The following is a 22,830-nucleotide window of genomic DNA, read 5'->3' on the forward strand; positions in this document are numbered from 1 at the left end:
TTTGATCAAACGAAAGGCTATTAAGATTTAGGAATGATGCCAGCTCGAAAGAAAGACAGCAGAATCAATCATCATAAATCACCTCCCTTGCTCCCCTCCTCCACAATCCTTATATTTAAAATCCAGAATATAACTCCTAAATGAAAAAGATAAAACTAACCATACTTGGCCTGGCCCTTGGACTGGCATCTACGCAAGCAATTGCACAGCAGAAAGTAGACTATAAGCTATCGTTCCCGAATGCGGTGCACCATGAGGCGGAGGTGCAGGTTACTTTCTCAGGCGTTAACACCGATACCCTACAGGTCCTGATGCCGAGAAGCTCTCCAGGCCGCTATGCCATTCATGAGTTTGCTAAGAACGTGTATAATGTACGCGCTACCGATGCACAGGGTAAGCCACTGCAGATCTACAGAGCCAACACCAGTCAGTGGAATGTGGTAAAGCCGCAGGGTAACGTTACCGTGAGCTATACTTTATTTGCCGACCATGCCGATGGCACCTATGCCGGTATCGACGAAACACATGCCCATCTAAATGCCCCGGCTACGTTGATGTATGCCAGAGGATTTGAAGAGGCACCTGCTGTTGTAAACTTCAATGTGCCGCAAAATAGCAATTGGAAAGTAGCTACGCAGCTTAAGCACGAGCAAGGCACCACCTACTCTGCTCCTAACTTCCAGTACCTGATGGACAGCCCAACAGAACTGAGCAACTTCGATTTTGCGGAGTGGACGGTAAATGACAACGGCAAGCAGAAAACGGTACAGGTAGCGCTACACCACACTGGCACCCAGCCGCAGTTTCAGGAGTATGTAAATAAAACGAAGCAAATAGTCGCAGAGCAACGTGCTGTTTTTGGCCAGCTGCCGGATTATGATTTTGGCCGCTATACTTTTATTGGCTGCTATATGCCGCAAGCTGTTGGCGATGGCATGGAACACCGCAACTCTACCATACTTACCAGCTCCCGCCCACTGGCTACGGCTATGGGGCCACAGCTTAATACAGTATCGCATGAGTTTTTCCATGCCTGGAACGTGGAGCGCATCCGTCCTAAGAGCCTGGAGCCATTCGATTTTCAGGAGGCAAACATGAGTGAGGCGCTGTGGTTGGCAGAGGGTTTTACCAGCTACTACGGCGACTTAACGATGGCTCGATCCGGTATTTATGATGTAAAGAAGTATGCTGCCGATCTGGCCGGTGATCTGAATTATGTGCTACTGTCGCCGGGACGTGAGTATCATAGTTTAGTAGAGATGAGCCAGCAGGCACCGTTTGTAGATGCGGCCCGCTCTGTAGACCCTGTAAACCGCCACAACACCTTTATCTCTTACTATACTTACGGCTTGGTTACTGGTCTGGCCCTAGACATGACGCTACGCCAGCAATACAACAAAACCCTTGATGATTATATGCAGGCACTTTGGCGCAAGTATGGCCAACCAGAAAAGCCTTATACTTTGGCAGACCTGGAGCAGACATTAGCAGAAGTATCAGGGGACAAAGCCTTTGCTAATCAGTTTTTCCGTAACAGCATTAATGGCAGCCAACTGCCAGAACTTGCCTCGCTGTTAACCAAAGCCGGTCTGGATCTGAGAAAAGCAAAGCCAGGTGAGGCCACACTTAAAATGGTATCTCTGGATTACCTGAAGGATAAGAGCGGAGCCAAAATCAGCAATAGCACATTCGTAAACTCCGGAGCCTACAAAGCTGGTCTGAACCGTGGAGATGTGATCCTGACAATGGATAGCCACAAGCTCAAATCAGAAAAAGACCTGAAAAAAGTGCTGGAGAAGCATAAGCCCGGCGACACTGTGCCTGTTACCTTTACTCGCCACGGGCAGACTCGCAACACAAGCATTGTACTGGACGAGAACCCGGCATTTGAGCTGGTTCCTTACGAAAGTATAGGCAAAGAACTAACACCAGAAATGCAGGCTTTCCGCACTGCCTGGCTTGGCTCAAAGACACAGTAAACCCAGAGACAACAAAGTATAGCAGCCTTCGTTTTTGCTTTTGAACTTAGTGTGCCTTAACTTAGTATAAAGAATTATACTTCAGAGATTTCACGTGAAAAATATACTTAGAACCATACTGGCAGTTAGCCTGCTCTGGGCCGGTCAGGCCGCAGCACAGGACACCAAGCAGAGCATAGACGCTGTACCGGTGCCTGCTACTACAGCTACACCTGTGGTACAACAAGCTGAGGCAAATGCCAAACCAGCCTGGACAGGCCCGAAGCTTAGCTATGGTTTATCGGCAGGTGCCAGCTTTAGCAACGGGTTTGGCAGTGCTACTTACCTCGAGCCATCTGTTCGTTACCAGGTGAGCAACCGCTTTAGGGTAAACACCAGCCTTTCATACATCAACGTGATGCCTTACAACAGCAGCATGGTTGGTCCGGAGGGAAATACGGTAGTGTATCGCAACAACGGCAGCAGCCATTACATTGCCAGCGTTGGTGTAGATTACCTTGCCAGCGACAGGCTTATACTTAGCGGCAACATCTGGAAAGATTTCTCGAACGTGCCGGCCAATAGCTTAAATTATAACCTATACAGCCCAGGCCGTATGGGTGCCGATTTCAGAGCTACTTATAAAATCACAGAGCATTTTTCGGTAACAGGCGGCATTCGCTATACTGATGGAGCTTCGCAGTTTGCCTCGCCGTTCTATGGTCCCGGTTTTGGCAGCCCAAGCCGCTTTGGTGTAGGATATTAACATAAGATAAAAGTACAGAGGCGCCTCTCCAGCAACGGAGAGGCGCTTTTTTTATATACAAAAAGCTCTTATACTTGCTAGAAACCATGTTCCCTTAACCAAATTCCCTGATTTCCGGTTAAAGTATCAAAACGACAGAAATTTTGCAGCAGAACAATAACCATATCCGCCACCATAAAAACGACCGCCTCGAGACTATAAAACCTGATTACAGGGGCAACAAGATCATTAAAGGCAAGTTTGCCAACGGGGATGAATTGTACTACCCGGACTTCAGTAAAGTGCTTAAGTGGCAGCTTACCCGGAATCCGCAGCGCGAGGAGAAAAAACGGGATGATTATGTACCTTCTGTAAAACATGGCTGCGATTTCATCACATCTAAAGAGGATATGGTAGTATGGTTGGGGCATGCCAGCTTTTTTGTGCGCCTGAAGGGTATCAACTTCATCATAGACCCGGTGCTGTTCAGTTTGCCGTTGGTAAAGCGTAAAACAGAACTGCCCTGCCAGCCCGAGCAATTGCTCAACATAGACTTTATGCTGCTCTCTCACGCACACCGCGATCACCTGGACCAGCAATCCATCAAAACTATTTTTAAGCACAACCCGCAGTTAAAAGCACTGATCCCTCTGGAAGTAGGTAAAATTCTGCGTAATACCTGCCGCCATTTGCCTTACCAGGAGGCTGGCTGGTACCAAAAGTATGACCTGGTGCCAGGTGCCGTAGAAGTATACTTTATGCCTGCCATGCACTGGCACCGCCGTGGCCTGAGCGATATGAATAAGATGCTGTGGGGCAGCTTTGTGCTTAAAACTCCGGAACTCAACTTATACTTTGCCGGCGACACAGCCATTGGTCCGCACTTTGAAGAGATTGCAGACCTGCTCGGACCGATGGATGTGTGTATTATGCCGATTGGTGCCTATAAGCCTTCTTTTCTGATGGCCAAGAGCCACCTGAACCCGCACGAAGCCGTGCGGGCCTACAATTACCTGCGCGGCGGCACCTTTGTCCCGATGCACTACGGCACATTCGATCTATCGGATGAGCCACCTAGCGAACCAGTGAGGGTAGTGCAGCAATTGGCAGCAGCCGGCGTTTTGCAGGGGCTAAAGCTACCAGCCATCGGAGAGCCTTTACTATTGAAAGACTTGCAGTAAGCACAAAAGAACAGGAGCTATACTTTTGCTATCTTTGCACACCTGACCTACAGGCTCAGACTTACGAACAGCATTTGCTATGTCTTCTACCCTTATACTTAGCTTAATTGCAGGTTACTTTTGCGTGCTTATACTTATCTCTTTCTTTACTAGCCGCAAAACCGATTCCGACACTTTTTTCCTGGCCAACAGAAAGTCGCCGTGGTACATCGTAGCCTTTGGCATGATCGGTACTACGTTGTCGGGAGTTACTTTCATATCTATACCCGGCATGGTAAAAGCTACTGGATTCACCTACCTGCAAATGGTGTTGGGCTATCTGCTGGGCTACCTGGTAATTGCTACTGTATTGATGCCGCTGTACTACCGCCTGAACCTGGTATCTATTTATACTTACCTGGAGCAACGTTTTGGCTACTGGTCTTATAAAACCGGAGCTGCGTTTTTCCTGCTGTCGCGTACACTGCTGGCCTCTATTCGTTTGTTCCTGGTGGCCGGGGTGCTGCAGTTAGCTGTTTTTGATGACTTGGGAGTACCCTTCTCTGTTTCTGTTATCATTACTGTGCTGCTGATCTGGGTCTATACTTTTAGGGGTGGCATGAAAACCATCATCTGGACCGATACTTTTCAAACAATGGCCATGCTGCTTGCCGTCATTACTACCATCTGGCTCATTTCTGACCACCTCAACTACAGCTTCCAGGGCTTGGTGACAACGGTTACGGAAAGCAACTATTCGCAGGTGTTTGTATGGGATGTGAAGGCTGGTAATTATTTTCTGAAACAGTTCTTCTCAGGCGCCTTTATCACCATCGCCATGACAGGCCTGGACCAGGACATGATGCAGAAGAACCTGAGCTGCAAGAACATCGGCGAAGCCCAGAAAAACATGTTCTGGTTTAACGTGATCCTGGTGGTTGTAAATATTCTTTTCCTGACACTGGGCGCATTGCTATACATTTATGCAGAGGCAAACGGCATGACGTTACCTGTAAAAGCCGATGATGTATACCCCTACCTGGCACTAAACCATTTTTCTGCTTTCCTGGGTATTGTGTTTATACTCGGTATCATCGCCATCACCTATGCCTCCGCCGACTCGGCACTGGCTGCTTTAACCACATCCTTCTGCGTAGATTTTCTCAATTTCAGGGAGAAAAGTGAGCATGAAAGGGTGAAGCAGCGTTACTGGGCACATGCCGGCGTATCGTTGGTGATGGTGTTGGTGGTTATAGCATTTGAGGTACTCAACTCTCAGAGCGTGATCAGTACCATGTTTACGGTAGCCGGCTATACCTATGGCCCGCTGTTGGGTCTTTACGCTTTTGGCCTCTACACCAAACGCGCCATCCGCGACAGGTTTGTACCCGCTGTTTGTGTAGCGGCTCCTATTCTCACCTACATCATCAGTTACAATTCAGTAGAGTGGTTCTGGGGTTATGTATTCGGTTTTGAGGTGCTTATTCTAAATGGATTTCTGACCTTTACGGGTTTGATGGCCTTGTCTAAAGGTCGGGTAGGCGAACTGGAGTTAGCGCAGAAATAACTCCTTAAGTTATGAAGTGTAAGATATCAGGAGGGGTAAGTATAACTATACGTTAGCTAGTTCCTGCTTTGCCTTAAGCCAATTTAGTGCCTCCTCTTTCTCGGTAAAGATCTTTACTTCGATGGTAGCACCAATTTTGCCCGTTTGCAATGCTTCACCGGCAAGTTCTCCGAATGAACTGGGGCGTGCTATATGGGCTAAATAACGTATTCCGGCTTCGTATGCTTTTGGCAACCACTCTTCTTCTAGCCAACTAACCGCATCTGCCCATGGTCCTGAAAAAGCTGTGTTGTCGTTTAACCTATAGGCACAGCGTGTCTCCTCATGCAACTGCAGTCCAACAACAAGCGCTTTTTTCAAGTCCTGCTTAGTGGTAAAGCCATACCATTCAGCCTGTATTATGTTAAGCTCTTCCTTGAACTCAATCTTGTAATAAACTTTCCCGAAGGCGTTTTCTACTCGTGCAAACATACCTTTAAGCTTGTGATAGCAATATCAAATGCAATGTAGCTATCTTACTTACTTTAACCTATTCTGCGATAATTTTAATTCCTTTTTAGATAAATCTTATCTCTGCTTAGAAAGAAACATGATTCCCAAATCTGTTGCAGGTACTTAATCTCTATAATATCCACCATAATACTTACCTTTGTAAGATTTTGCGGGAATGCGGCATTATTCTATCTCAATTGCTGTTATATCCCCGTCACCATAGGGCTGAAAAAAGTATAAAATCAGCCTAACTAGTATTTAAGCAGAGTTTCATTAATGGCAAAACGCGGATTCGGGCTAAACGGAGAGCAGGACAAAGAAGGCAGAAAGAAAATCACGAAAGAAAGCTTTCGCCGTGGCCTACGGATATTTAGCTACGTTCTACCTTACAAGTATAAATTTATTGTCGGATTAGCTTTCCTAGTGCTTTCGAGCCTCACCTTCATGGCCTTCCCGTACCTGGTGGGCAAGCTATTTGACTCCTCTACCGGTAATGCCAGCGGCCTGATGGAAGACATCAACATGATCGCCATTGGCTTGTTCCTGATCATACTGGCACAGGGTATTTTCTCTTTTTTCAGAGTATACTTCTTTGCGCAGGTAAGCGAAAATGCCGTAGCCGATATTCGCCGCGACCTTTACAGCAAGTTTGTGCAGTTACCCGTATCTTTTTACGAAAAGAGACGGGTAGGCGAGATCACCAGCCGCATTACAACTGATGTAGCCCAGGTGCAGGATGCCATGTCTATTACCCTGGCAGAGCTTTTCCGCCAGACTACCACGCTTATTGTAGGTGTAGCCATCATCATGTGGACCTCCATTAAGCTATCGCTGTTTATGCTGGCTACTTTCCCGGTGCTGGTGGCGCTGGCGCTGGTTTTTGGCCGCAAGATTAAAGGCCTGTCCAAGAAAACGCAGGACGAGCTGGCAAACACCAATGTAATTGTAGAAGAGACGCTGCAGGCAATCAATACCGTGAAAGCTTTTACCAATGAGATGTTTGAGGTGGCACGCTACAGAACAACGTTGGGCAAGGCCGTTAAAACTGCCTTATCTGCAGCTTATTACCGTGGTGCTTTTATTACGTTCATCATCGTTGGTCTTTTCGGAGGTATTATACTTGTGATCTGGTATGGTGCTACACTGGTAGCAAACGGTGATATCGAGCCTGGTAGCCTGATTTCGTTCGTTTTGTATACTGTCTTTATTGGTGCATCTGTTGGTGGCCTGGGCGATTTGTATGGTAAAGTACAGTCGGCATTGGGAGCTACAGAGCGCATACTGGAGATACTGCAGGAAGAGGAAGAACCAACTGATAAGAGCCACAAAGCACTTAGCCAGATCAGAAGACTGAACGGTGATATTGCCTATAATCAGGTTGCCTTCTCCTACCCTACCCGCACCGATGTGCAGGTGCTGCGCGATATTAACTTTACTGTAAGAGCAGGCGAAAAAGTGGCTTTGGTTGGACCAAGCGGTTCCGGTAAATCCACTATCATACAGCTGCTGATGCGTTTCTACGATGTTACCGGAGGTGGCATTACTGTAGACGGGAAAGATATCCGCAACATGGATCTGACTACGCTGCGCGCCAACATAGGCGTGGTGCCGCAGGAGGTGCTGTTGTTTGGAGGCACTATCCGCGAGAACATTGCTTATGGCCGCCCTGAAGCCACGGAGGCTGAAATTATGGAGGCAGCGCGCAAAGCAAATGCTTATGATTTCATTGTGTCCTTCCCGGAAGGGTTTGACACACTAGTTGGTGAACGCGGCATTAAACTTTCCGGTGGCCAGCGCCAGCGTGTAGCTATTGCCAGAGCCATACTTAAGAACCCAGCCATACTTATACTTGACGAAGCTACCAGCTCCCTCGATTCTGAATCGGAGCACCTGGTGCAGCAGGCTATGGACGAGCTGATGAAAGGCCGTACTACTATTGTGATTGCGCACCGCCTGGCTACCATTCGTAAAGTAGACAAAATATTAGTAATTGATGGTGGCGAGATTGTGGAAGAAGGCTCACACGAATTGCTTTCTATGAGCCCGGATGGAATTTACGCTAACTTACTGAAGCTACAGTTCGAGCTAACCTAAGTATAGGTTACTTTCAAAAGTATAAAATCCTACCGCTACTACAGGGGTAGGATTTTTCATTTTATCCATATACTTTGTCATATATTTTACGTAAGCTGTCCAGAACTGCCTGTCTCTACAAAGGGCTGGCACCAACGCACCTATGCCGAAACACCGACACCGCACCCTACTCCTGCTGCTTTTTGCTCTGTTACTGCTACCATACAGGCTCTTTGCGCAGTACAGAACCGTAGAGAACTTTAGTGCCATGAACGCGGCATATTTAGAAATAGCAGGCAACGGTGACACTTATTCCATCAATTTTGAGCGGTTGTTTTTCCAGCAGGCAGAGTTTAAGACCGGGCTCAGGATTGGAGTTGGTACGAACTTCTTCTTTTTGCCAGAGGAAACTACAACTTACCCCATAGTACCCGTAGAAGCTATAGGTTTATTTGGCCGCCGCGAAAAACATTTTGAGTTTGGCCTCGGTTATACGCGCAGATTTACCGACGATCCAGATCTGCTACAAAATATGTACTTCGGCAGGCTCGGTTTCCGCTACCAGCGGCCGGAGGGTGGTTTGGTGGTTAGAGTGGCTCTTACACCGTTTCTCTCATCAGAGGCTAATGTACGAACACCTGGTGTGGCACTGGTGCCACGCTTTGGGTTAAGTGTAGGGCGCAGCTTTTAGTTTGTCGAAAATGTATTTATTGGGCTGTGGAAGGCTGGCCAGGTATTTAAAGAATTGTGTAATATTACATCACTATACATACTACAATAAACTATCAATCATGAAAAAGACAGTATTAGGTTTTATGCTTTCAGCGGCTCTGCTATTTGGAGCAGGCGCAACGCAGGCACAAGGCATTAAAATGCCAGCTCCGAGTCCGGCCCAAAAAGTGGAGCAGGCAGTAGGTTTAGGCACTATTACAGTAGACTACTCCCGCCCTGCAGTTAAAGGTCGTACCATTTTCGGCGATCTGGTGCCTTATGGCAAGATCTGGAGAACAGGTGCAAACGCCTCTACTAAAATTAAATTCTCTGACGACGTTATCATTGAAGGTAACAAAGTGCCTGCCGGTGAATACGCACTATACACCATTCCAAACAAAGATGAGTGGACGGTTATCATCCATAAAAATACCAAACATTGGGGTGATGGCGGACCAGAATATAAGCAGGAAGAAGATCAACTGCGTTTTAAAGTGAAGCCACAGCAAAATCCGCGCAAGGCAGAGTCGTTTACCATCAACTTCACGAACCTGAAGGCAGATGCCGCGGATGTAGAGATTCTTTGGGACAAAACTATCGTGCCTTTCACAGTTAAAACGGATGTAGACACACGTGTAATGGCCCAGATTGATCAGCAGGTAATGAAAAATGCGAATGCAACTCCAGGTTTATACGCTGCTGCAGCTAATTACTACTACGAAACAAACCGCGATCTGAAGCAGGCGCATGAGTGGATGAAAAAAGCGAACGAAAAAGATCCTAAGTTCTGGAATCTGCATGCTCAGGCTAAAATCGAGGCTAAAATGAAGAACTATAAAGAAGCTATCAAAACTGCCGAAAAGTCTATGGAAATGGCTAAAGCTGCCAATAACGCAGACTATGTTAGCCTGAATGAAAAGGCTATCGCCGAGTGGAAAAAGATGAAATAAAGCTACCTTTGCTTTTACCGTATAATAGAGCCTCCGGAGGTATACTTCGGAGGCTCTGTTTTTTTACCTAAAGTATAGAATCTGTTGGAAGAAAAAATGCACTCAGAAGAGCACCTGGGCCCGGCCCGGGAGTACTGGTGGAACGAGGATTACCTGGAGCTGCTGGCCAAGCGCCTATATATCGACTATTGCCAGACGCTGGTGGACATTGGCTGCGGCAAAGGCATGATGGGCTTCAAGTTTTCACGGTACATGCCAGCTGGTGCTACGGTGTACGGGGTAGATTACGAGCCGGGGCACATTGCCGACGCCAGGCAGCGGGCACAAAGTGAGTTTGGCCGCAACAACATTAACTATGAGTTTAAAGTAGGTAACGCTACTGACATACCTTTACCCGATAATATTGCCGATGTAACGCTTTGCCAGACGCTGCTGATCCACGTGAAAAATCCGCAGCGTGTAATTCAGGAGATGATCCGTGTTACTAAACCCGGCGGTTGGGTGTTGGCCCTGGAGCCGAACAACCTTGTGCCCAACCTCATGTTCGACCGCTATGGCGAAACAGATTTTAATGTAGATGGCATGCTGGATGTTCTGGAGATAAAGCTGCGCATTGAAAAAGGCAAAAAGAACCTCGGCGAAGGTTTTAACTCACTTGGCGATGTAGTACCTGATCTGTTCCTGAAGGCAGGCCTGAAGGATATTAAAGTATGGATCTCGGATAAAGCATTAGCTATCATTCCGCCTTACGACACACAGGAGAAGATGCTGCGCGTAGAGCAGATGCTGCAATGGATTGAAACCGAAGCCATGGGCTATGATTACCAGGACAACCTGAACTACTACATGGCAGGAGGCGGCAACAAAGAGAAGTTTGATGCTTACTGGCAGACATTGCTGTACAATAAGATTACCATGAAGCAGAAGTTATTGAACGAAGAGTATGTGTCGGCTGGTGGTAGTTTGGTTTATATTGTTGCAGCGCAGAAGCCGCGGTAAATGAATTTGACCTCCTGCTAATCTTAGTTGCTGGTTTACTTCCATAGTTTTGGAATACGCTGCTTTTCTATCTAGCTACTTTTCATCCTCAGTCCTACTTGCCTATACTTTTACCTCAGGCTTTGGTGCGCTCATGGCCTCGTTCCTCTGCATCGTCGCCGTGTTACCTCCTGCGCTGACGCGCTGCCCTAGCGGGCAACTAATCTCACAAGACGGCTCTTTAAAGAGGGACCTTAACCCCACAGAGAAACTGGGATGGACACTTCTTGGCCAAAGGCTTATGCAACAGGTGAAGACTTGTAGGGACAGGTCGCTAACTGTCCAAATAACAGCTAAGACTATGACACTATACTTCAGCTAAGACAAAGGCCGAAAGTCCCCCTTTGAAGGGGGCATAGGGGGATGTTCAACAACTGCTATAGCGCTAAATCTTCCGCAAATAGTAACAGCAGAATTCCCCGCCTTAGATAAGGAGGGGATAAAGGGGTGGTTGGACCCGGTACTGCAGAAACAGTGCAACGCAAATCAAACCTATTAACCCCTCAAGCTCTACACATCTAAGCTTCGTTTCTCTCCAATTAACCCCTGCAGCACGAACCCAAATACAATCACGCACACACAGCCAATCACGTTAAACCACAAGAAAGCAATTTCGGTGAAGTAGTAGCAGTATAGTACAACCGCCTCAGCAAGTATAGCCGCAAAGAACACGGCATTTCCCTTAATCCGCTTGAAATAAAATGCTACCAGGAAGATACCAAGTATAGTACCGTAGAAGATAGAGCCGATAATATTTACTGCCTGGATCAAGTTATCCAGCAAAGACGCATATGTAGCGAAAAGTATGGCTATCAAGCCCCAAGCTACGGTAAATAGCTTTGACGCATTAAGATAATGTGTAGCGTCCCCATCCTGCTTTACAGAGCGTTTGTAGATATCGACGACAGTGGTTGAGGCAAGTGCGTTTAACTCGGAGGCTGTTGACGACATAGCCGCAGAGAAAATTACTGCTAGCAGCAAACCGATCAGACCAGTAGGCAGGTATTTCATCACAAAAGAGATAAAGACGTAGTCGGTGTCTTTCGTCTCCGCGTCAGGGGCGGCTTTTTTGATCAGGCCTTTCACCTCTTCGCGCACCTCTTTACCGGCAGCTGTTAATGCTGATACCTTTGCCTGTGCCGTTGTGACAGCGGCATCGTCCTCAGCTTTTAACGCAGTAACCATACTTTGCACGGCCTGCTGCTTCTGCTCGAAAAGGGCTGTATGCTTATCCTCCAGCTGCTGCAATTCTGCCTCGTAAGCGGTTCCATATACTTTGCTTTTGGCTGCTTCATTGAAAAACACCGGCGGCTGGTTAAACTGGTAGAACACAAACACCATTACCCCGATAAACAGGATCAGAAACTGCATTGGTATCTTGAGCAGGCCATTAAATAATAAGCCCAGTCGGCTCTCTCCTATCGATTTTCCACCTAAATAACGCGCCACCTGACTTTGGTCAGTGCCAAAGTATGAGAGTGCCAGGAATAGGCCACCTGTCATCCCGGACCAGAAGTTGTAGCGGTCATCCCAATCAAAAGAGAAATCTACCACGTTCATCTTGCCCAATTTACCGGCAACCTCCACCGCATCACCAAAACTAACATTAGCCGGCAGGTAACTCACCACCATAATACCGGCAATAATCATCCCGCCCATCATCACTGCCATTTGCTGCTTCTGCGTTACACTTACCGCCTTGGTGCCCCCAGACATCGTGTAAAAGATTACCAGTACGCCAATAACAAGGTTAGTAATTGTAAGGCTCCAGCCTAACATAGTTGAAAGTATAATGGCAGGAGCATAAATGGTAATGCCAGCTGCCAGTCCACGCTGAATCAGGAAGAGCAAAGCTGCCAGTGAACGGGTCTTCAAGTCAAAGCGGCTCTCCAGGAATTCGTAGGCTGTAAATACATTAAGCCTGTAGAAAATAGGAATGACTGTGATAGAGATGATAACCATCGCAATGGGCAGTCCGAAGTAAAACTGCACAAAGCGCATCCCGTCTTCATATGCTTGCCCCGGCGTAGAAAGGAAGGTGATAGCACTGGCTTGTGTAGCCATGATGGACAACCCTATAGTCCACCATTTCATGCTATTGTCGCCTTTCAGGTAGCCTTCTATGTCTTTGCTGCCGCGTGTTTTCCAGACTCCGTAGATCACGATAAAGCCCAGTGTGCCCAGCAGCACGATCCAGTCTAGTGGCTTCATTCGTAAATTTTAGTAAGGGTGTAAAACAGGATGATCAGGAACGCAAGGTTACCCAGCACGAGCCAATACATGCCAGCCCAGCTTTTAAAAAACGGGGGCTTCGAAATGGGTGCTTCTTCGTCGACAGGGTGAGTGTCTTTCATAGTTGTTGTGTTTTTGACAAATGTTTAGTTGACAAAATACAAAGGACGCTCTAGCAGCATGTCCTTTGTATTTTGCGCAATACTGTATTGTCTAAAAAATTAATTAACGGAATTCTGTGCTTTGCCTCCGGCTGCCTGCTCTCCTTTTCCCAAAGAAATCATGTTAGCAAACAGGCGGTAAGCACCGGGCACACCAGCCGGTAACTCTCTAAACCAGGAGTAGCCAGTGTAAATATAGTGTCCTTTGCCATACTTGGCCACCAGCAAACCACCGTTACGCGCAGGCTCGCCCGGATCGTTAGACGAAAGTATAGCCGTATACTCTTCGCTCCACTCGTTCGGGAAGTATAAACCACGCTCCTGCACCCAACCCTCAAAGTCTTTTTTAGTGATCTTGTTAGGAGTGTTCAGTACCGGGTGGTTTGGCTCTAGGAAACGGACTTCGGCATCTTCTACGGTTACTCTGTCGCGGGAAAGCTTGAGCGGATAAGGACCTACGTTCTGTAGTACCAGGCTATGGTTGGTATTGTACTGCACAATCAGGTTACCGCCATTCTTCACATACTCCATCAAAGTTGGCTGGTGGTGCTTCAGGCGATCTACGGTGTTGTAGGCACGCACGCCAAGTATAATGGCATCGAACTGCTGCAGGTAGTCCAGGCGCATATTTTCGTCTTTCAGCAGAGTTACGTCATACCCGATCTGCTGTAAACTGATCGGCACATCGTCGCCTGCTCCCATCAGGTAGGCTACTTTCTGTCCTTTCTTCTTCAGATCGAGTTTCACAATTTTAGCGCTTGCCTCTGGAAAAGTAACCTGTGCAGGTATGTGGCTATAGTTGATCTCGTTCAGTCCGTGCGTGTAGTTTTTGCCATCCACAGTGGCAACAGCTTTTAAAGCTGCTTCCTGCTGACTTTGCGGCGCGTGCACCGTAAACACAACGTTTTGCTCAGCTCCTTTTGCTTTCAGGTTAAAAGGCACAGAAGCAGGCTCTACTTTCCAGCCTTTCGGTACATCAAGCTTTAAAGTACCGTTCACATCTGTTTTACCAGACTTTACACGCACCTGCACCTGCTTTGGCGCACCGTTGGCAAACATGTATACTTTCTCAGCTACGTTCACAAACACAGGGGGCGTAACTACAAATGGGCGGTATACTTCGCCCTCTACTGGGTCAGTGCGCTTATAAACCACCGGCACTGTTACTTGAATCGGATCTCCGGCAACTGTCAAGTTAAAAGCTACCTGGGCAGCTGGTGCATTTTCAGGCATTCCTACTAACTGCTGTTCGGCAACGGCAAACATACCTAGCGAACCCGGCTTGCGTAGCCAATAGGGCTGCGATGCCTCTGTAGCGGCAGGTAACATAACTACTTTACCAAACTTTACAGGATCGTTGTTTTGAAGCTGCTTGTTTAGTGTAGTGTCTTTGGAGGCAAAAGTATAAGCTACACTTTTCAGAGACACAGGCACAGAAGATCTGTTTATCACCTCCACCTGTACCTGTACCGGCTCACCGGGGGCAGCAGAATAATCGGCAGCGGTAGCCTCTAAGTATAAACCTAAAGCATGTTGCATTACATCCTGAAGTTCCTCCAGCTTTACTCTTTTCCAGTAGCTGTCCGGTAGTTTGGCAAGCTCTTTTTTGGCTTCGATAAGTATAGGCACCACGGCAGCTGGTTCTGCTGGCTTGTAGCTCTCAATTGCTTTCTGGATGATCTTCTCTACTTTTTCACCACCCTTCACGCGTGCCCATGTAGTATTTATACCTTCAAATAATTCTTTACTGGCTTTTTCGCCTTTGGTGTGCTGCAAGTACTCCAATGAAGTGCCTCTGCTGCCTGATGCACCGAAGCCTTGGCTTTTGTGCATGCTGCGGCTCTCGGCGGCCACCTCACCGTAAGATTTTCCAAGCAATGAATTATAACCACCCACATCCACTTTCAGCAGCTGGTCTACATACTTTTCAAACTCTGCCTGGCTCCCAAAAGACCAAACGCCGGTATTCCATAGCAAGCGCTTTGGCTGCCATACTTCCACATACTTTAACTGCTCCGGAAACCGCTTTGGATTGCCTGCTGCCTCAAAAGCCTCTTCTGCAAGTACAGCCGATGCTGCGTGCTGTCCATGTCCGGCACGCTCATCAGGCGGAAAGCGTGTGATCATCACATCTGGTCTGAATTTACGGATAACCCACACCATGTCGGCCAGCACCAGCTCTTTGTCCCAGATGTTAAAGGTCTCTTTGGCGTCTTTAGAGTAACCAAAGTCGTTGGCGCGGGTAAAGAACTGGCGGCCACCGTCGGTGCGGCGGGCCTGTAACAACTCCTGTGTGCGGATGATACCCAGGTTCTCGCTGATCTCCGGTCCTATCAGGTTTTGCCCTCCATCGCCACGTGTGGCCGAGAGGTAGCCAGTGTTATATAGCTTCTCATTAGCCATATGAGCAATCAGGCGGGTGTTCTCATCATCCGGATGCGCGGCCACATACAGCACTGAACCTAATACGTTCAGTTTCTTGATGTCCTGCAGTATTTTAGCGGCCGATGGTTTAACTGGCGCTTGTGCCTGCAGCGGCTGCAGGTAGGTTAACAAGCTTAACGCAACAAATATGCGACCCAAGCCTGTGATAATGTTTCTCATAGTGTTGTAATTTCTTTGAAAACGAGCAAGATAAAGTGTACTATGTAAAGCTATAAAAATTAATAGAGCAAATAAATTTCTTTCTGACACCTTCAGACATAAAGTATGTTATGGCTGATAGACAGCACATCAGTACTTGGACGCAACAATAAATCTATTTATTTGAATAGTTCGTATAAGCTATACTTAGTTAAAGTAACGGTGATATATCATTAGATGGTGTAGATTGTAGTAGCGATTTTATAGTATAATAAATCCATGAATATATTAGGATTAATATCTATATGTATTTATGTTTGTAGTACTGCAAACAGTACATAACGTACTGGTAAAGCAGATTATTATCGTATAAACATATTGGTTTAATAACAGTTGTGTTCACACGTTCTGAATGAGCCAATAAATATTGCCTCCTAAATTTCCGTAGACACTATTTAAGCTAATGTGGTATGCCTAACCCTCAAGAAAGCAAGATAGAAGACTTCGCATTCGATTACCTTCAAGGGTACTACACTTCTCAGCAGGGTGCTAAGAATGTACTCATTAGCCGATCGGAAAAAAATAAACAAGGTATAGAGGTAGAAGGCATGTTTACTTTTAAGCATCCTGACAACACTATTTTCCTGGCAACTGTCACTTTCAAAAATTCTCAGAAACTGACAGACCTTTTAACAGCTTACAAAAAGCAAGGATTAAATAAACTGCGGTTCTTAACACCAGTCTTACTTTTAATGCTCGGCGTTTACGCTAGTGTACAGTTTAAAGGAGGCATTGTAGGCTTAGCAGTGACATGTGTAGCAGCTGTGGCAGGTTTTATTCTTCACACTTATCTTTTAAAATATTACCTTAAGCGACGAGTTAACAACCTGCTGGATGTACTGAAAATGCACCAGTCAAATGAACAATGGCTAGGCCTCTCCATCAGCAGTCTTGTTTTCAGAAACAATAACCTGGCGTCTTACTTTTTAAAATTATGCCAGCGACGTGGTATTGGTGTGATTACAGTTGGTAAAAGAGCCAAAGTGGTACTAATGCAGGAGCCGCGCACCAATGTAAGCCGAAAAGGAGACTTCCTTTCCCACTACGTTTCTGAGCACAGCATTCGCAAAGCCATCCAAGACAATACGATTCTGCGTGTAGCTTAACCGATATTTAAAAAAGAAGAGCCCATGCTGCCACTACTGTGCAACATGGGCTCTTCTTTTTAGTACAAGTTATAAAACAGACTTATAAAAAATGACGCTTATAATCATCATTATACTTGTTATCGTCTTGATTATTGGTGCTATCTGGTTATACTCTAAAACACCAAAGCACTAAGAGCACCAGCTATGGATATACGCCTGATTCTTGATTTCCTGCGCGAACTGCAGCAAAACAACAGCAAAGAATGGATGGACAGAAACAGGGAGCAATATACCAAAGCTAAAGATGAGTTTTATAAAGTAGTAGCGTACTTGCTGGAAGAGTTGCGCCTGTTTGACAAAGACCTGTACCGTGTTACTCCGAAGGAATGCATCTTCAGAATAAATAAAAATGATTTTTCCAAAAAGGGAGAGCCTCCGTATAAAGACCATTTTGCTGCAGGCATTTCTCCTGGTGGCCGTCATTCGCCTTTTGCCAATTATGTGCTGGTGCTATCGCCTGGTAACAGCAGAGCCGGAGGCGGCATGAGACAGCCACAGCCAAAACAACTAGAGCTGATACGCGAGGAGATTGACTACTGCCCGGGAGAACTGGAAAGCATACTGAACGCTCCAGATTTTAAAGAAAGCTTTGGCAACTTAAGAGGCGTGCAACGTAAAATGGCACCAAAAGGCTATAGTAAAGATCATCCGGCTATAGATTTGATCAAGTGTAACGGTTACCAGGTGCTGCACTACTTTACAGACGAAGAAGCATGTGCCCCTGATTTTACGGAGAGGCTGTTGGCGCTCTATAGACAAGTAAAACCATTACACGACTTTCTAAACCGACCTTTAAACGAACAAACGTGAAACAATCTGTACAAATTATTTTCTCTGCGCTACTTATACTTGTATTAGCCAGCTGCCGTGGCGGTGAGCCCAAGCGCATGCCAGACACCTTACCAGATGTGCATGGCTACATATCAAGTATAAAAAAGACCAACGGAAAGTCTGACGGATCGAAAGCGATAGTGCTGGTAAAGGCGCTTGATGGAATTAAAACAACCTATACAGAAGCCAACATTAGCATTGATAAAAACACACTTATAGAAACACAGAATGGTGAAGAACTAAAGGTGGAGCAATTACGGGAAGGGCAAGAAGTAGAAGCTTGGTTTGAAGGGGAAGTAATGGAGTCAATGCCGGTGCAGGGATATATCAAAGCACTTCGGGTAACAACAAATTAATGCCGCAGTAAATCACAACCCAACAGCCAAAGCGATTCCAGCTTACGAATTAGCCACATCACTCCCTCCAGTTGGGCTACTGGCAATCTTCTATATTACTACAAATTGGCGCAATGCAGGTTTACATTCCTGCGTTTTAACCGTATAAGTATGGAAATCAATCGGTAGCCTCCCTGTTTACCGCATACTTATTGTTGATTTATGAGTACTTACTTTTGTGAATATAGTGATCTGGTAGCTGTTTGGCCGCATCCTGTTCTGCTAAAGCACGAACAGGGCGATGTATTTCTTATGTTTACCTATAAAAAGAAATATATCGAAGCCAAATGGTTCGGGCATATCACAGCCGATGATGTAGTAACAGCGGCAAAAGTTTACCTGGAACTGATCAGGAAGAAACCTCACACGAAATTACTGAACGACAAATCACTGGCAAGTGGTGACTGGCAGGATGCAAACGATTGGTTGGAGTATGAGTGGCTGCCCCAGGCAATGGAAGCTGGCTTAAAGTGTTTTGCCCATGTGTACTCTTACAACATGTTTAGTAAACTCTCAGCAAGAGATCTATACCTTCGCATTATACCTGATCTGCAGATGGAGAATTTTTTGAGCCGTCGCAACGCCAAAGCCTGGCTAGAGGCTTGCAGCGAACAAAAAAACACCACAGAGCCTACATCTTAAATTGGGTAAATTACTGCTTGTATCAGCTAAACACTCACTAAAAGCTTGCGTCTTTCTCTTAAAATGGCTCAAAAATGACTTATTTTTGCTGCTCATCTTATACTTATGCAAAAAACAGATACTGCAACAGAACCTGAAGTACAGAATACTGACACTGGTTTTAAGCGCGAGATAAAGCTCTTTGATGCCATCATGATTGTAACAGGCGGCATGATTGGCTCAGGTATCTTTATCGTGACCGCTGATATTGCCCGCACCATGGTGTCGCCGGGGTATATGCTGCTGGTTTGGGTAATATCCGGGTTCCTGACTATTGTGGGTGCCATCAGCTATGGAGAACTATCTTCCATGTTTCCGAAGGTGGGCGGGCAATATGTATATTTAAAAGAAGCCTATAACAAAATGGTGGCCTTCCTGTATGGCTGGACACTGTTTCTGGTAATACAAACTGGCGTGATAGCAGCCGTAGCCGTAGCCTTTGCTCGTTTTACAGGGGTTATCTTTCCGTGGTTCAGCGAAAGTAACGTGCTATTAAGTGTTGCTGGTTTTGATTTTACTTCAGTTCAACTGCTAGCTATACTTAGTATCGTATACCTTACCTACATCAACTCTAGGGGTGTCAAAAGTGGAAAATTAATCCAGAACATCTTTGGCAGCACGAAACTGGTGGCGCTATTCGGTCTTATACTTTTTGGCTTCCTGTTGGGCATAAACGAAACCGCTATCCAGGCTAACTTCACCAACTTCTGGGGCACTACACAATCAACGTCCGGCACCGAACTGATTCCTCCGGCCGGCTGGGCCCTGATCTCAGCAGCTGGTATAGCCATGGTGGGTGCACTTTTCTCTGCCGACTCTTGGAATAACATCGGCTTCTCCGGAGATGAGATCGTGAACCCAAAACGTACCATTGTACTAAGTATGGTTATTGGCTCTGCGTTGGTTACAGGCATTTACTTGCTTATAAACTTGGTGTACCTGCTGGTGCTGCCTATGAACGGCGACCCAAACGGCACAGATGTAATGGCTCTTGGTATTACCTACGCCGACAATGATCGTGTGGCAACAGCTGTGGCAGAGGTGATAGGCGGTTATAAGGCAACTATAGCTATTGCCATACTTATCATGATCTCAACGTTTGGCTGTAACAACGGCGCTATACTTTCGGGTGCGCGTGTATACTATGCCATTGCCAAAGACGGACTATTTTTTGAGAAACTGGGCCACCTGAACAAGAACGGCGTGCCTGCCGCTGCGCTTTGGCTGCAGTGCATCTGGGCATGCCTGCTCTGCCTTTCCGGCACCTACGGCAACCTGCTGGACTATGTAATTTTTGCTGTAATGCTCTTTTACATATTAACCATTATAGGCGTGTTTGTACTGAGAGTGCGCAGGCCAGAGTTACCCCGCCCTTACAAAGCATTCGGCTATCCTATACTTCCGGCCATGTACGTTATCTTGGCTTCAGCAATCTGCGTTATCCTGCTTATTTACAAGCCTAATTATACCTGGCCAGGCTTTATTATTGTGGGTTTGGGCATACCTGTATACTATTTCTTCGGCAGCAATTTTAAGCGGCACGCAAAGTAGCGACATAATCAATAAGCGAAAACATAAAAAAGCCTGCAGCACCAGTTGCAGGCTTTTTTGTTACACAGCCTTATGCTAAAGGTCTTTGCAGAACGTACAAATGCTGCTAACGTAGTAAATGTTTAAACTATATAGGAAGAGTGCCTGACTGAGCTTTTTGTGCAGGGTTCACACTCTACTTAAACAGAACATTAGACCTAAGTACGGCAAAATATGGACCTAACTTTCAGCAATCTCTTCTTTGTAAAGAAGGAGATGTTCCCACAGGAGAAGCAGCTAGAGCACGAGGAGCACCACCAAAGAACAGGTTGGGTGTATTACTGCACATTAGTGCTGGGCCTCTGGCTTATTGCTAACCCTCCCACCGCTGATTACCAAGTTCCGGCAATGGTGTGGAGCGATGTTATATCTGGGTTTCTGCTAATAGGCCTGAGTTACTTTGCGCTTAAACCCTATAAACTTTGGGCACAGTGGGCTATCGTTTTTATTGGTGTTTGGCTTTATATTGCCCCCATGGTTTTCTGGACGGAGAAAACTGCCGGTTTATTGAGCGGCTATTTAATAGGAACACTTGTTATAGCCTTCGGCATTATCATACCCAGGCAGCCTGGCATAAAATTGTTCGCCCAATCAGGCCCTAACATACCCGGAGGCTGGTCCTATAACCCCTCATCGTGGAGCCAGCGGATACCGGTTCTGTTTCTTGCCTGGCTCGGCTTTTTTGTAGCACGCTATATGGGAGCTTTTCAGTTAGAACACATAGACACCGTGTGGGACCCGTTTTTTGGAGATGGCACCCGGAAAGTTTTAACCTCTAAAGTATCTGAGTCTTTTCCTGTGTCGGATGCTTTGCTTGGAGCCTTCTCTTATATTATGGATGTGGTCTTTGCCTATGCAGGAGGCACCCACCGCTGGCGAACCATGCCGTGGGTTGTGATTATTTTCGGTATTCTAATTATACCCTTAGGTGTAGTTAGTATTACACTGGTTATACTCCAGCCAGTATCTGTAGGCTACTGGTGCACCCTCTGCCTTACAAGCGCTACCATATCATTGATCATGATTCCTTTTACTATTGATGAGGTGCTTGCTACCCTGCAACTGATGCGACATGAAAAAAAAGCCAGAAATACTTCCTACTGGAAAACACTTTGGTTTGGTGGCACCATGGACGGTGAAACTGAAGAGAAGAAAAGTCCAGAAATACTGTTAGAACATACAGGTAGAGTTGTTATTGAAGACCTATTGCGCACACCTTGGAATCTGGTTGTTATTATGGCTATTGGCGCCTTGCTTATGCTGGCGCCGGCATTACTGCAATACAGTGGCACAATGGCAGACAATCACCATGTAACGGGTGCGCTTATGATTACATTCGTCATTATTGCCATGTCTGAGGTGGCTCGCCCGCTGCGTTACATCTTTATCCTGTTTGGCATCTGGCTTGTTGCATCGCCCTGGATACTTGGTTCAGGAGAAGGCGCAGCTATGTGGAGTAGTATAGCCTCTGGGGTTCTCGTAATTGCCCTGTGTTTCCCTCGCGGAAAAATAGAGGACAAAAGAGGAAATTATGATAAGTACATCATCTGAGGTAATAGTAACAGAAACTTTGAATGCTGCAGCACAAAGGGAGCCTGGCATATAATCGGCTGCCAGTGCTGTGACTGTAGTATATCTGAAACCAGCTTATCGCTGTTCGGAACTAGGCTGAGGCTGAAAGTTGTGCTGCATCATAGTACTCAACAAAATTACAAACAACCTGGGTGCAGGAGGATTTTAAAACCAATATTTGGCACCTACGCCTACTGTTAAGATCAAGAATGTGATCGCTGTTAGATGCCAGCGATCACGTCTTGTGAGCTCACTGCAATTTCTACTGTATCCAGTAAAACGTTCAAAACAGGTGCCTCCACTTCTTCGGCTACCTTAGCAGTGGCTATTTCTTTTTCAGTTGCCTTTACGCTTACAGTTTCTTTAGTTGCAAGTCCGAAGGCTAAAAATGCGGCGAATAACAGAACAATAATTTTCATGGTTTTATTTTGGACTAATGGATATACTTTAATTCTTGGTTTATCAGATTACTGCTTCTCAGCAACAATCTCCACTTCTGGCAGCAGGTTTGGGTAAGATTTATATTCGTTTAACTCTGTTCTCTGCTGCATCTTTTTCATGTCGTCAGCAGATTTTTTAACAGTGGCTCCAAAACCGAATAAAAAGGCGAATAACAAAACGATAATTTTCATAGTAGTAAGTTTTAATGTTTTTATGACTGATTGATGTTACAAAGATATTATATAGTACTTTGTTATACAAGGTACTGTTGTCTATATTACTACCTTTTTATACAAACACCCTTATTTTGTCCGTGAACTGCTTGCATCTAAGGATGAACAACGGTACCTATTTTTGGAGCTTTTAGGCTCATAATCAGCAGAAAGACACTGCAATAAGTCTAAAGGCTGCAGTCTAAATTAGTTTTATTTAAAATTGTTTG

Annotated in this window: 20 protein-coding genes; 14 read left to right on the top strand and 6 right to left on the bottom strand. The window is 46.0% G+C overall.

The features are described 5' to 3' along the window. Positions 1-140 precede the first annotated feature (140 nt). The 4 genes from H8S84_RS11480 (at position 141) to H8S84_RS11495 (ending at position 5,430) form a co-directional block, all read left to right on the top strand. Entirely contained in the window at positions 141-1,979 is a 1,839-nt protein-coding gene (locus H8S84_RS11480) for a M61 family metallopeptidase (RefSeq protein WP_187067486.1), read from the top strand. 94 nt (positions 1,980-2,073) lie between these two features. After that, positions 2,074-2,724: a hypothetical protein gene (locus tag H8S84_RS11485; protein ID WP_187067487.1), complete on the top strand. Its 651-nt coding sequence runs from the start codon at positions 2,074-2,076 to the stop codon at positions 2,722-2,724. 143 nt (positions 2,725-2,867) lie between these two features. Continuing rightward, positions 2,868-3,884: an MBL fold metallo-hydrolase gene (locus H8S84_RS11490; protein ID WP_187067488.1), complete on the top strand. Its 1,017-nt coding sequence runs from the start codon at positions 2,868-2,870 to the stop codon at positions 3,882-3,884. A 79-nt stretch (positions 3,885-3,963) separates the two neighbouring features. Further along, positions 3,964-5,430, top strand: coding sequence for a sodium:solute symporter (locus H8S84_RS11495; RefSeq protein WP_187067489.1), 1,467 nt, complete (start codon positions 3,964-3,966; stop codon positions 5,428-5,430). A 45-nt stretch (positions 5,431-5,475) separates the two neighbouring features. Here H8S84_RS11495 and H8S84_RS11500 read toward each other — a convergent pair whose 3' ends face one another. Further along, complete coding sequence (locus H8S84_RS11500) at positions 5,476-5,901, bottom strand: hypothetical protein (RefSeq protein WP_187067490.1); 426 nt, start codon at positions 5,899-5,901, stop codon at positions 5,476-5,478. Positions 5,902-6,198: 297 nt separating this feature from the next. Between H8S84_RS11500 and H8S84_RS11505 the strand changes: the two genes are divergently transcribed. The 4 genes from H8S84_RS11505 (at position 6,199) to H8S84_RS11520 (ending at position 10,655) form a co-directional block, all read left to right on the top strand. After that, positions 6,199-8,016 carry an ABC transporter ATP-binding protein gene (locus H8S84_RS11505; RefSeq protein ID WP_187067491.1) on the top strand — a complete coding sequence of 606 codons (1,818 nt, stop codon included), beginning with the start codon at positions 6,199-6,201 and terminating at the stop codon, positions 8,014-8,016. A 142-nt stretch (positions 8,017-8,158) separates the two neighbouring features. Further along, complete coding sequence (locus tag H8S84_RS11510) at positions 8,159-8,686, top strand: hypothetical protein (RefSeq protein WP_230407151.1); 528 nt, start codon at positions 8,159-8,161, stop codon at positions 8,684-8,686. A 100-nt stretch (positions 8,687-8,786) separates the two neighbouring features. Further along, positions 8,787-9,656, top strand: coding sequence for a DUF2911 domain-containing protein (locus H8S84_RS11515; protein ID WP_187067492.1), 870 nt, complete (start codon positions 8,787-8,789; stop codon positions 9,654-9,656). Positions 9,657-9,752: 96 nt separating this feature from the next. Continuing rightward, positions 9,753-10,655 carry a class I SAM-dependent methyltransferase gene (locus H8S84_RS11520; protein WP_230407152.1) on the top strand — a complete coding sequence of 301 codons (903 nt, stop codon included), beginning with the start codon at positions 9,753-9,755 and terminating at the stop codon, positions 10,653-10,655. Between the two features lie 549 nt (positions 10,656-11,204). Here H8S84_RS11520 and H8S84_RS11525 read toward each other — a convergent pair. The 3 genes from H8S84_RS11525 to H8S84_RS11535 form a co-directional block, all read right to left on the bottom strand. Further along, the gene (locus H8S84_RS11525; RefSeq protein WP_187067494.1) at positions 11,205-12,905 is read right to left on the bottom strand and encodes a sodium:solute symporter; all 1,701 of its coding nucleotides are present in this window, start codon (positions 12,903-12,905) and stop codon (positions 11,205-11,207) included. Beyond that, a complete protein-coding gene (locus tag H8S84_RS11530; protein ID WP_187067495.1) occupies positions 12,902-13,048 on the bottom strand; it encodes a hypothetical protein in 147 nt (48 codons plus the stop codon). The genes H8S84_RS11525 and H8S84_RS11530 overlap by 4 nt, the downstream gene beginning before the upstream one ends. Positions 13,049-13,147: 99 nt before the next feature. After that, a complete protein-coding gene (locus H8S84_RS11535) occupies positions 13,148-15,691 on the bottom strand; it encodes a PIG-L family deacetylase (RefSeq protein WP_187067496.1) in 2,544 nt (847 codons plus the stop codon). 449 nt (positions 15,692-16,140) lie between these two features. On the opposite strand from H8S84_RS11535, the gene H8S84_RS11540 reads away from it, so the two are divergent. The 6 genes from H8S84_RS11540 (at position 16,141) to H8S84_RS11565 (ending at position 21,926) form a co-directional block, all read left to right on the top strand. Continuing rightward, complete coding sequence (locus H8S84_RS11540) at positions 16,141-16,836, top strand: hypothetical protein (protein WP_187067497.1); 696 nt, start codon at positions 16,141-16,143, stop codon at positions 16,834-16,836. Positions 16,837-17,022: 186 nt separating this feature from the next. Beyond that, on the top strand, positions 17,023-17,688 hold the full coding sequence (locus H8S84_RS11545; RefSeq protein ID WP_187067498.1) for a DUF2461 domain-containing protein: 666 nt from the start codon (positions 17,023-17,025) through the stop codon (positions 17,686-17,688). Beyond that, on the top strand, positions 17,685-18,065 hold the full coding sequence (locus H8S84_RS11550) for a DUF3221 domain-containing protein (RefSeq protein WP_187067499.1): 381 nt from the start codon (positions 17,685-17,687) through the stop codon (positions 18,063-18,065). Before H8S84_RS11545 ends, H8S84_RS11550 begins: the two co-directional genes overlap by 4 nt. A gap of 201 nt (positions 18,066-18,266) precedes the next feature. Next, positions 18,267-18,746, top strand: a complete 480-nt coding sequence (locus H8S84_RS11555; RefSeq protein ID WP_230407153.1) for a hypothetical protein — start codon at positions 18,267-18,269, stop codon at positions 18,744-18,746. A gap of 105 nt (positions 18,747-18,851) precedes the next feature. Beyond that, positions 18,852-20,336: an APC family permease gene (locus H8S84_RS11560; RefSeq protein WP_187067500.1), complete on the top strand. Its 1,485-nt coding sequence runs from the start codon at positions 18,852-18,854 to the stop codon at positions 20,334-20,336. A gap of 213 nt (positions 20,337-20,549) precedes the next feature. Next, on the top strand, positions 20,550-21,926 hold the full coding sequence (locus H8S84_RS11565) for an SPW repeat domain-containing protein (RefSeq protein ID WP_187067501.1): 1,377 nt from the start codon (positions 20,550-20,552) through the stop codon (positions 21,924-21,926). Between the two features lie 242 nt (positions 21,927-22,168). Here the strand turns inward: H8S84_RS11565 and H8S84_RS11570 are convergent, their stop codons facing one another. Further along, a complete protein-coding gene (locus tag H8S84_RS11570; RefSeq protein ID WP_187067502.1) occupies positions 22,169-22,366 on the bottom strand; it encodes a hypothetical protein in 198 nt (65 codons plus the stop codon). A 48-nt stretch (positions 22,367-22,414) separates the two neighbouring features. Beyond that, positions 22,415-22,579: a hypothetical protein gene (locus H8S84_RS11575; protein WP_187067503.1), complete on the bottom strand. Its 165-nt coding sequence runs from the start codon at positions 22,577-22,579 to the stop codon at positions 22,415-22,417. Positions 22,580-22,830 lie beyond the last annotated feature (251 nt).

The organism is Pontibacter cellulosilyticus (assembly GCF_014306105.1).
Taxonomy (GTDB): Bacteria; Bacteroidota; Bacteroidia; order Cytophagales; family Hymenobacteraceae; genus Pontibacter; species Pontibacter cellulosilyticus.

Bases quoted from the DNA above. Each gene is read 5' to 3' on its own strand.
- H8S84_RS11480 (WP_187067486.1), top strand. From the start codon at position 141: ATGAAAAAGATAAAACTAACCATACTTGGCCTGGCCCTTGGACTGGCA.
- H8S84_RS11495 (WP_187067489.1), top strand. From the start codon at position 3,964: ATGTCTTCTACCCTTATACTTAGCTTAATTGCAGGTTACTTTTGCGTG.
- H8S84_RS11500 (WP_187067490.1), bottom strand. From the start codon at position 5,901: ATGTTTGCACGAGTAGAAAACGCCTTCGGGAAAGTTTATTACAAGATT.
- H8S84_RS11505 (WP_187067491.1), top strand. From the start codon at position 6,199: ATGGCAAAACGCGGATTCGGGCTAAACGGAGAGCAGGACAAAGAAGGC.
- H8S84_RS11510 (WP_230407151.1), top strand. From the start codon at position 8,159: ATGCCGAAACACCGACACCGCACCCTACTCCTGCTGCTTTTTGCTCTG.
- H8S84_RS11515 (WP_187067492.1), top strand. From the start codon at position 8,787: ATGAAAAAGACAGTATTAGGTTTTATGCTTTCAGCGGCTCTGCTATTT.
- H8S84_RS11520 (WP_230407152.1), top strand. From the start codon at position 9,753: ATGCACTCAGAAGAGCACCTGGGCCCGGCCCGGGAGTACTGGTGGAAC.
- H8S84_RS11525 (WP_187067494.1), bottom strand. From the start codon at position 12,905: ATGAAGCCACTAGACTGGATCGTGCTGCTGGGCACACTGGGCTTTATC.
- H8S84_RS11530 (WP_187067495.1), bottom strand. From the start codon at position 13,048: ATGAAAGACACTCACCCTGTCGACGAAGAAGCACCCATTTCGAAGCCC.
- H8S84_RS11535 (WP_187067496.1), bottom strand. From the start codon at position 15,691: ATGAGAAACATTATCACAGGCTTGGGTCGCATATTTGTTGCGTTAAGC.
- H8S84_RS11540 (WP_187067497.1), top strand. From the start codon at position 16,141: ATGCCTAACCCTCAAGAAAGCAAGATAGAAGACTTCGCATTCGATTAC.
- H8S84_RS11545 (WP_187067498.1), top strand. From the start codon at position 17,023: ATGGATATACGCCTGATTCTTGATTTCCTGCGCGAACTGCAGCAAAAC.
- H8S84_RS11555 (WP_230407153.1), top strand. From the start codon at position 18,267: ATGAGTACTTACTTTTGTGAATATAGTGATCTGGTAGCTGTTTGGCCG.
- H8S84_RS11560 (WP_187067500.1), top strand. From the start codon at position 18,852: ATGCAAAAAACAGATACTGCAACAGAACCTGAAGTACAGAATACTGAC.
- H8S84_RS11565 (WP_187067501.1), top strand. From the start codon at position 20,550: ATGGACCTAACTTTCAGCAATCTCTTCTTTGTAAAGAAGGAGATGTTC.
- H8S84_RS11570 (WP_187067502.1), bottom strand. From the start codon at position 22,366: ATGAAAATTATTGTTCTGTTATTCGCCGCATTTTTAGCCTTCGGACTT.
- H8S84_RS11575 (WP_187067503.1), bottom strand. From the start codon at position 22,579: ATGAAAATTATCGTTTTGTTATTCGCCTTTTTATTCGGTTTTGGAGCC.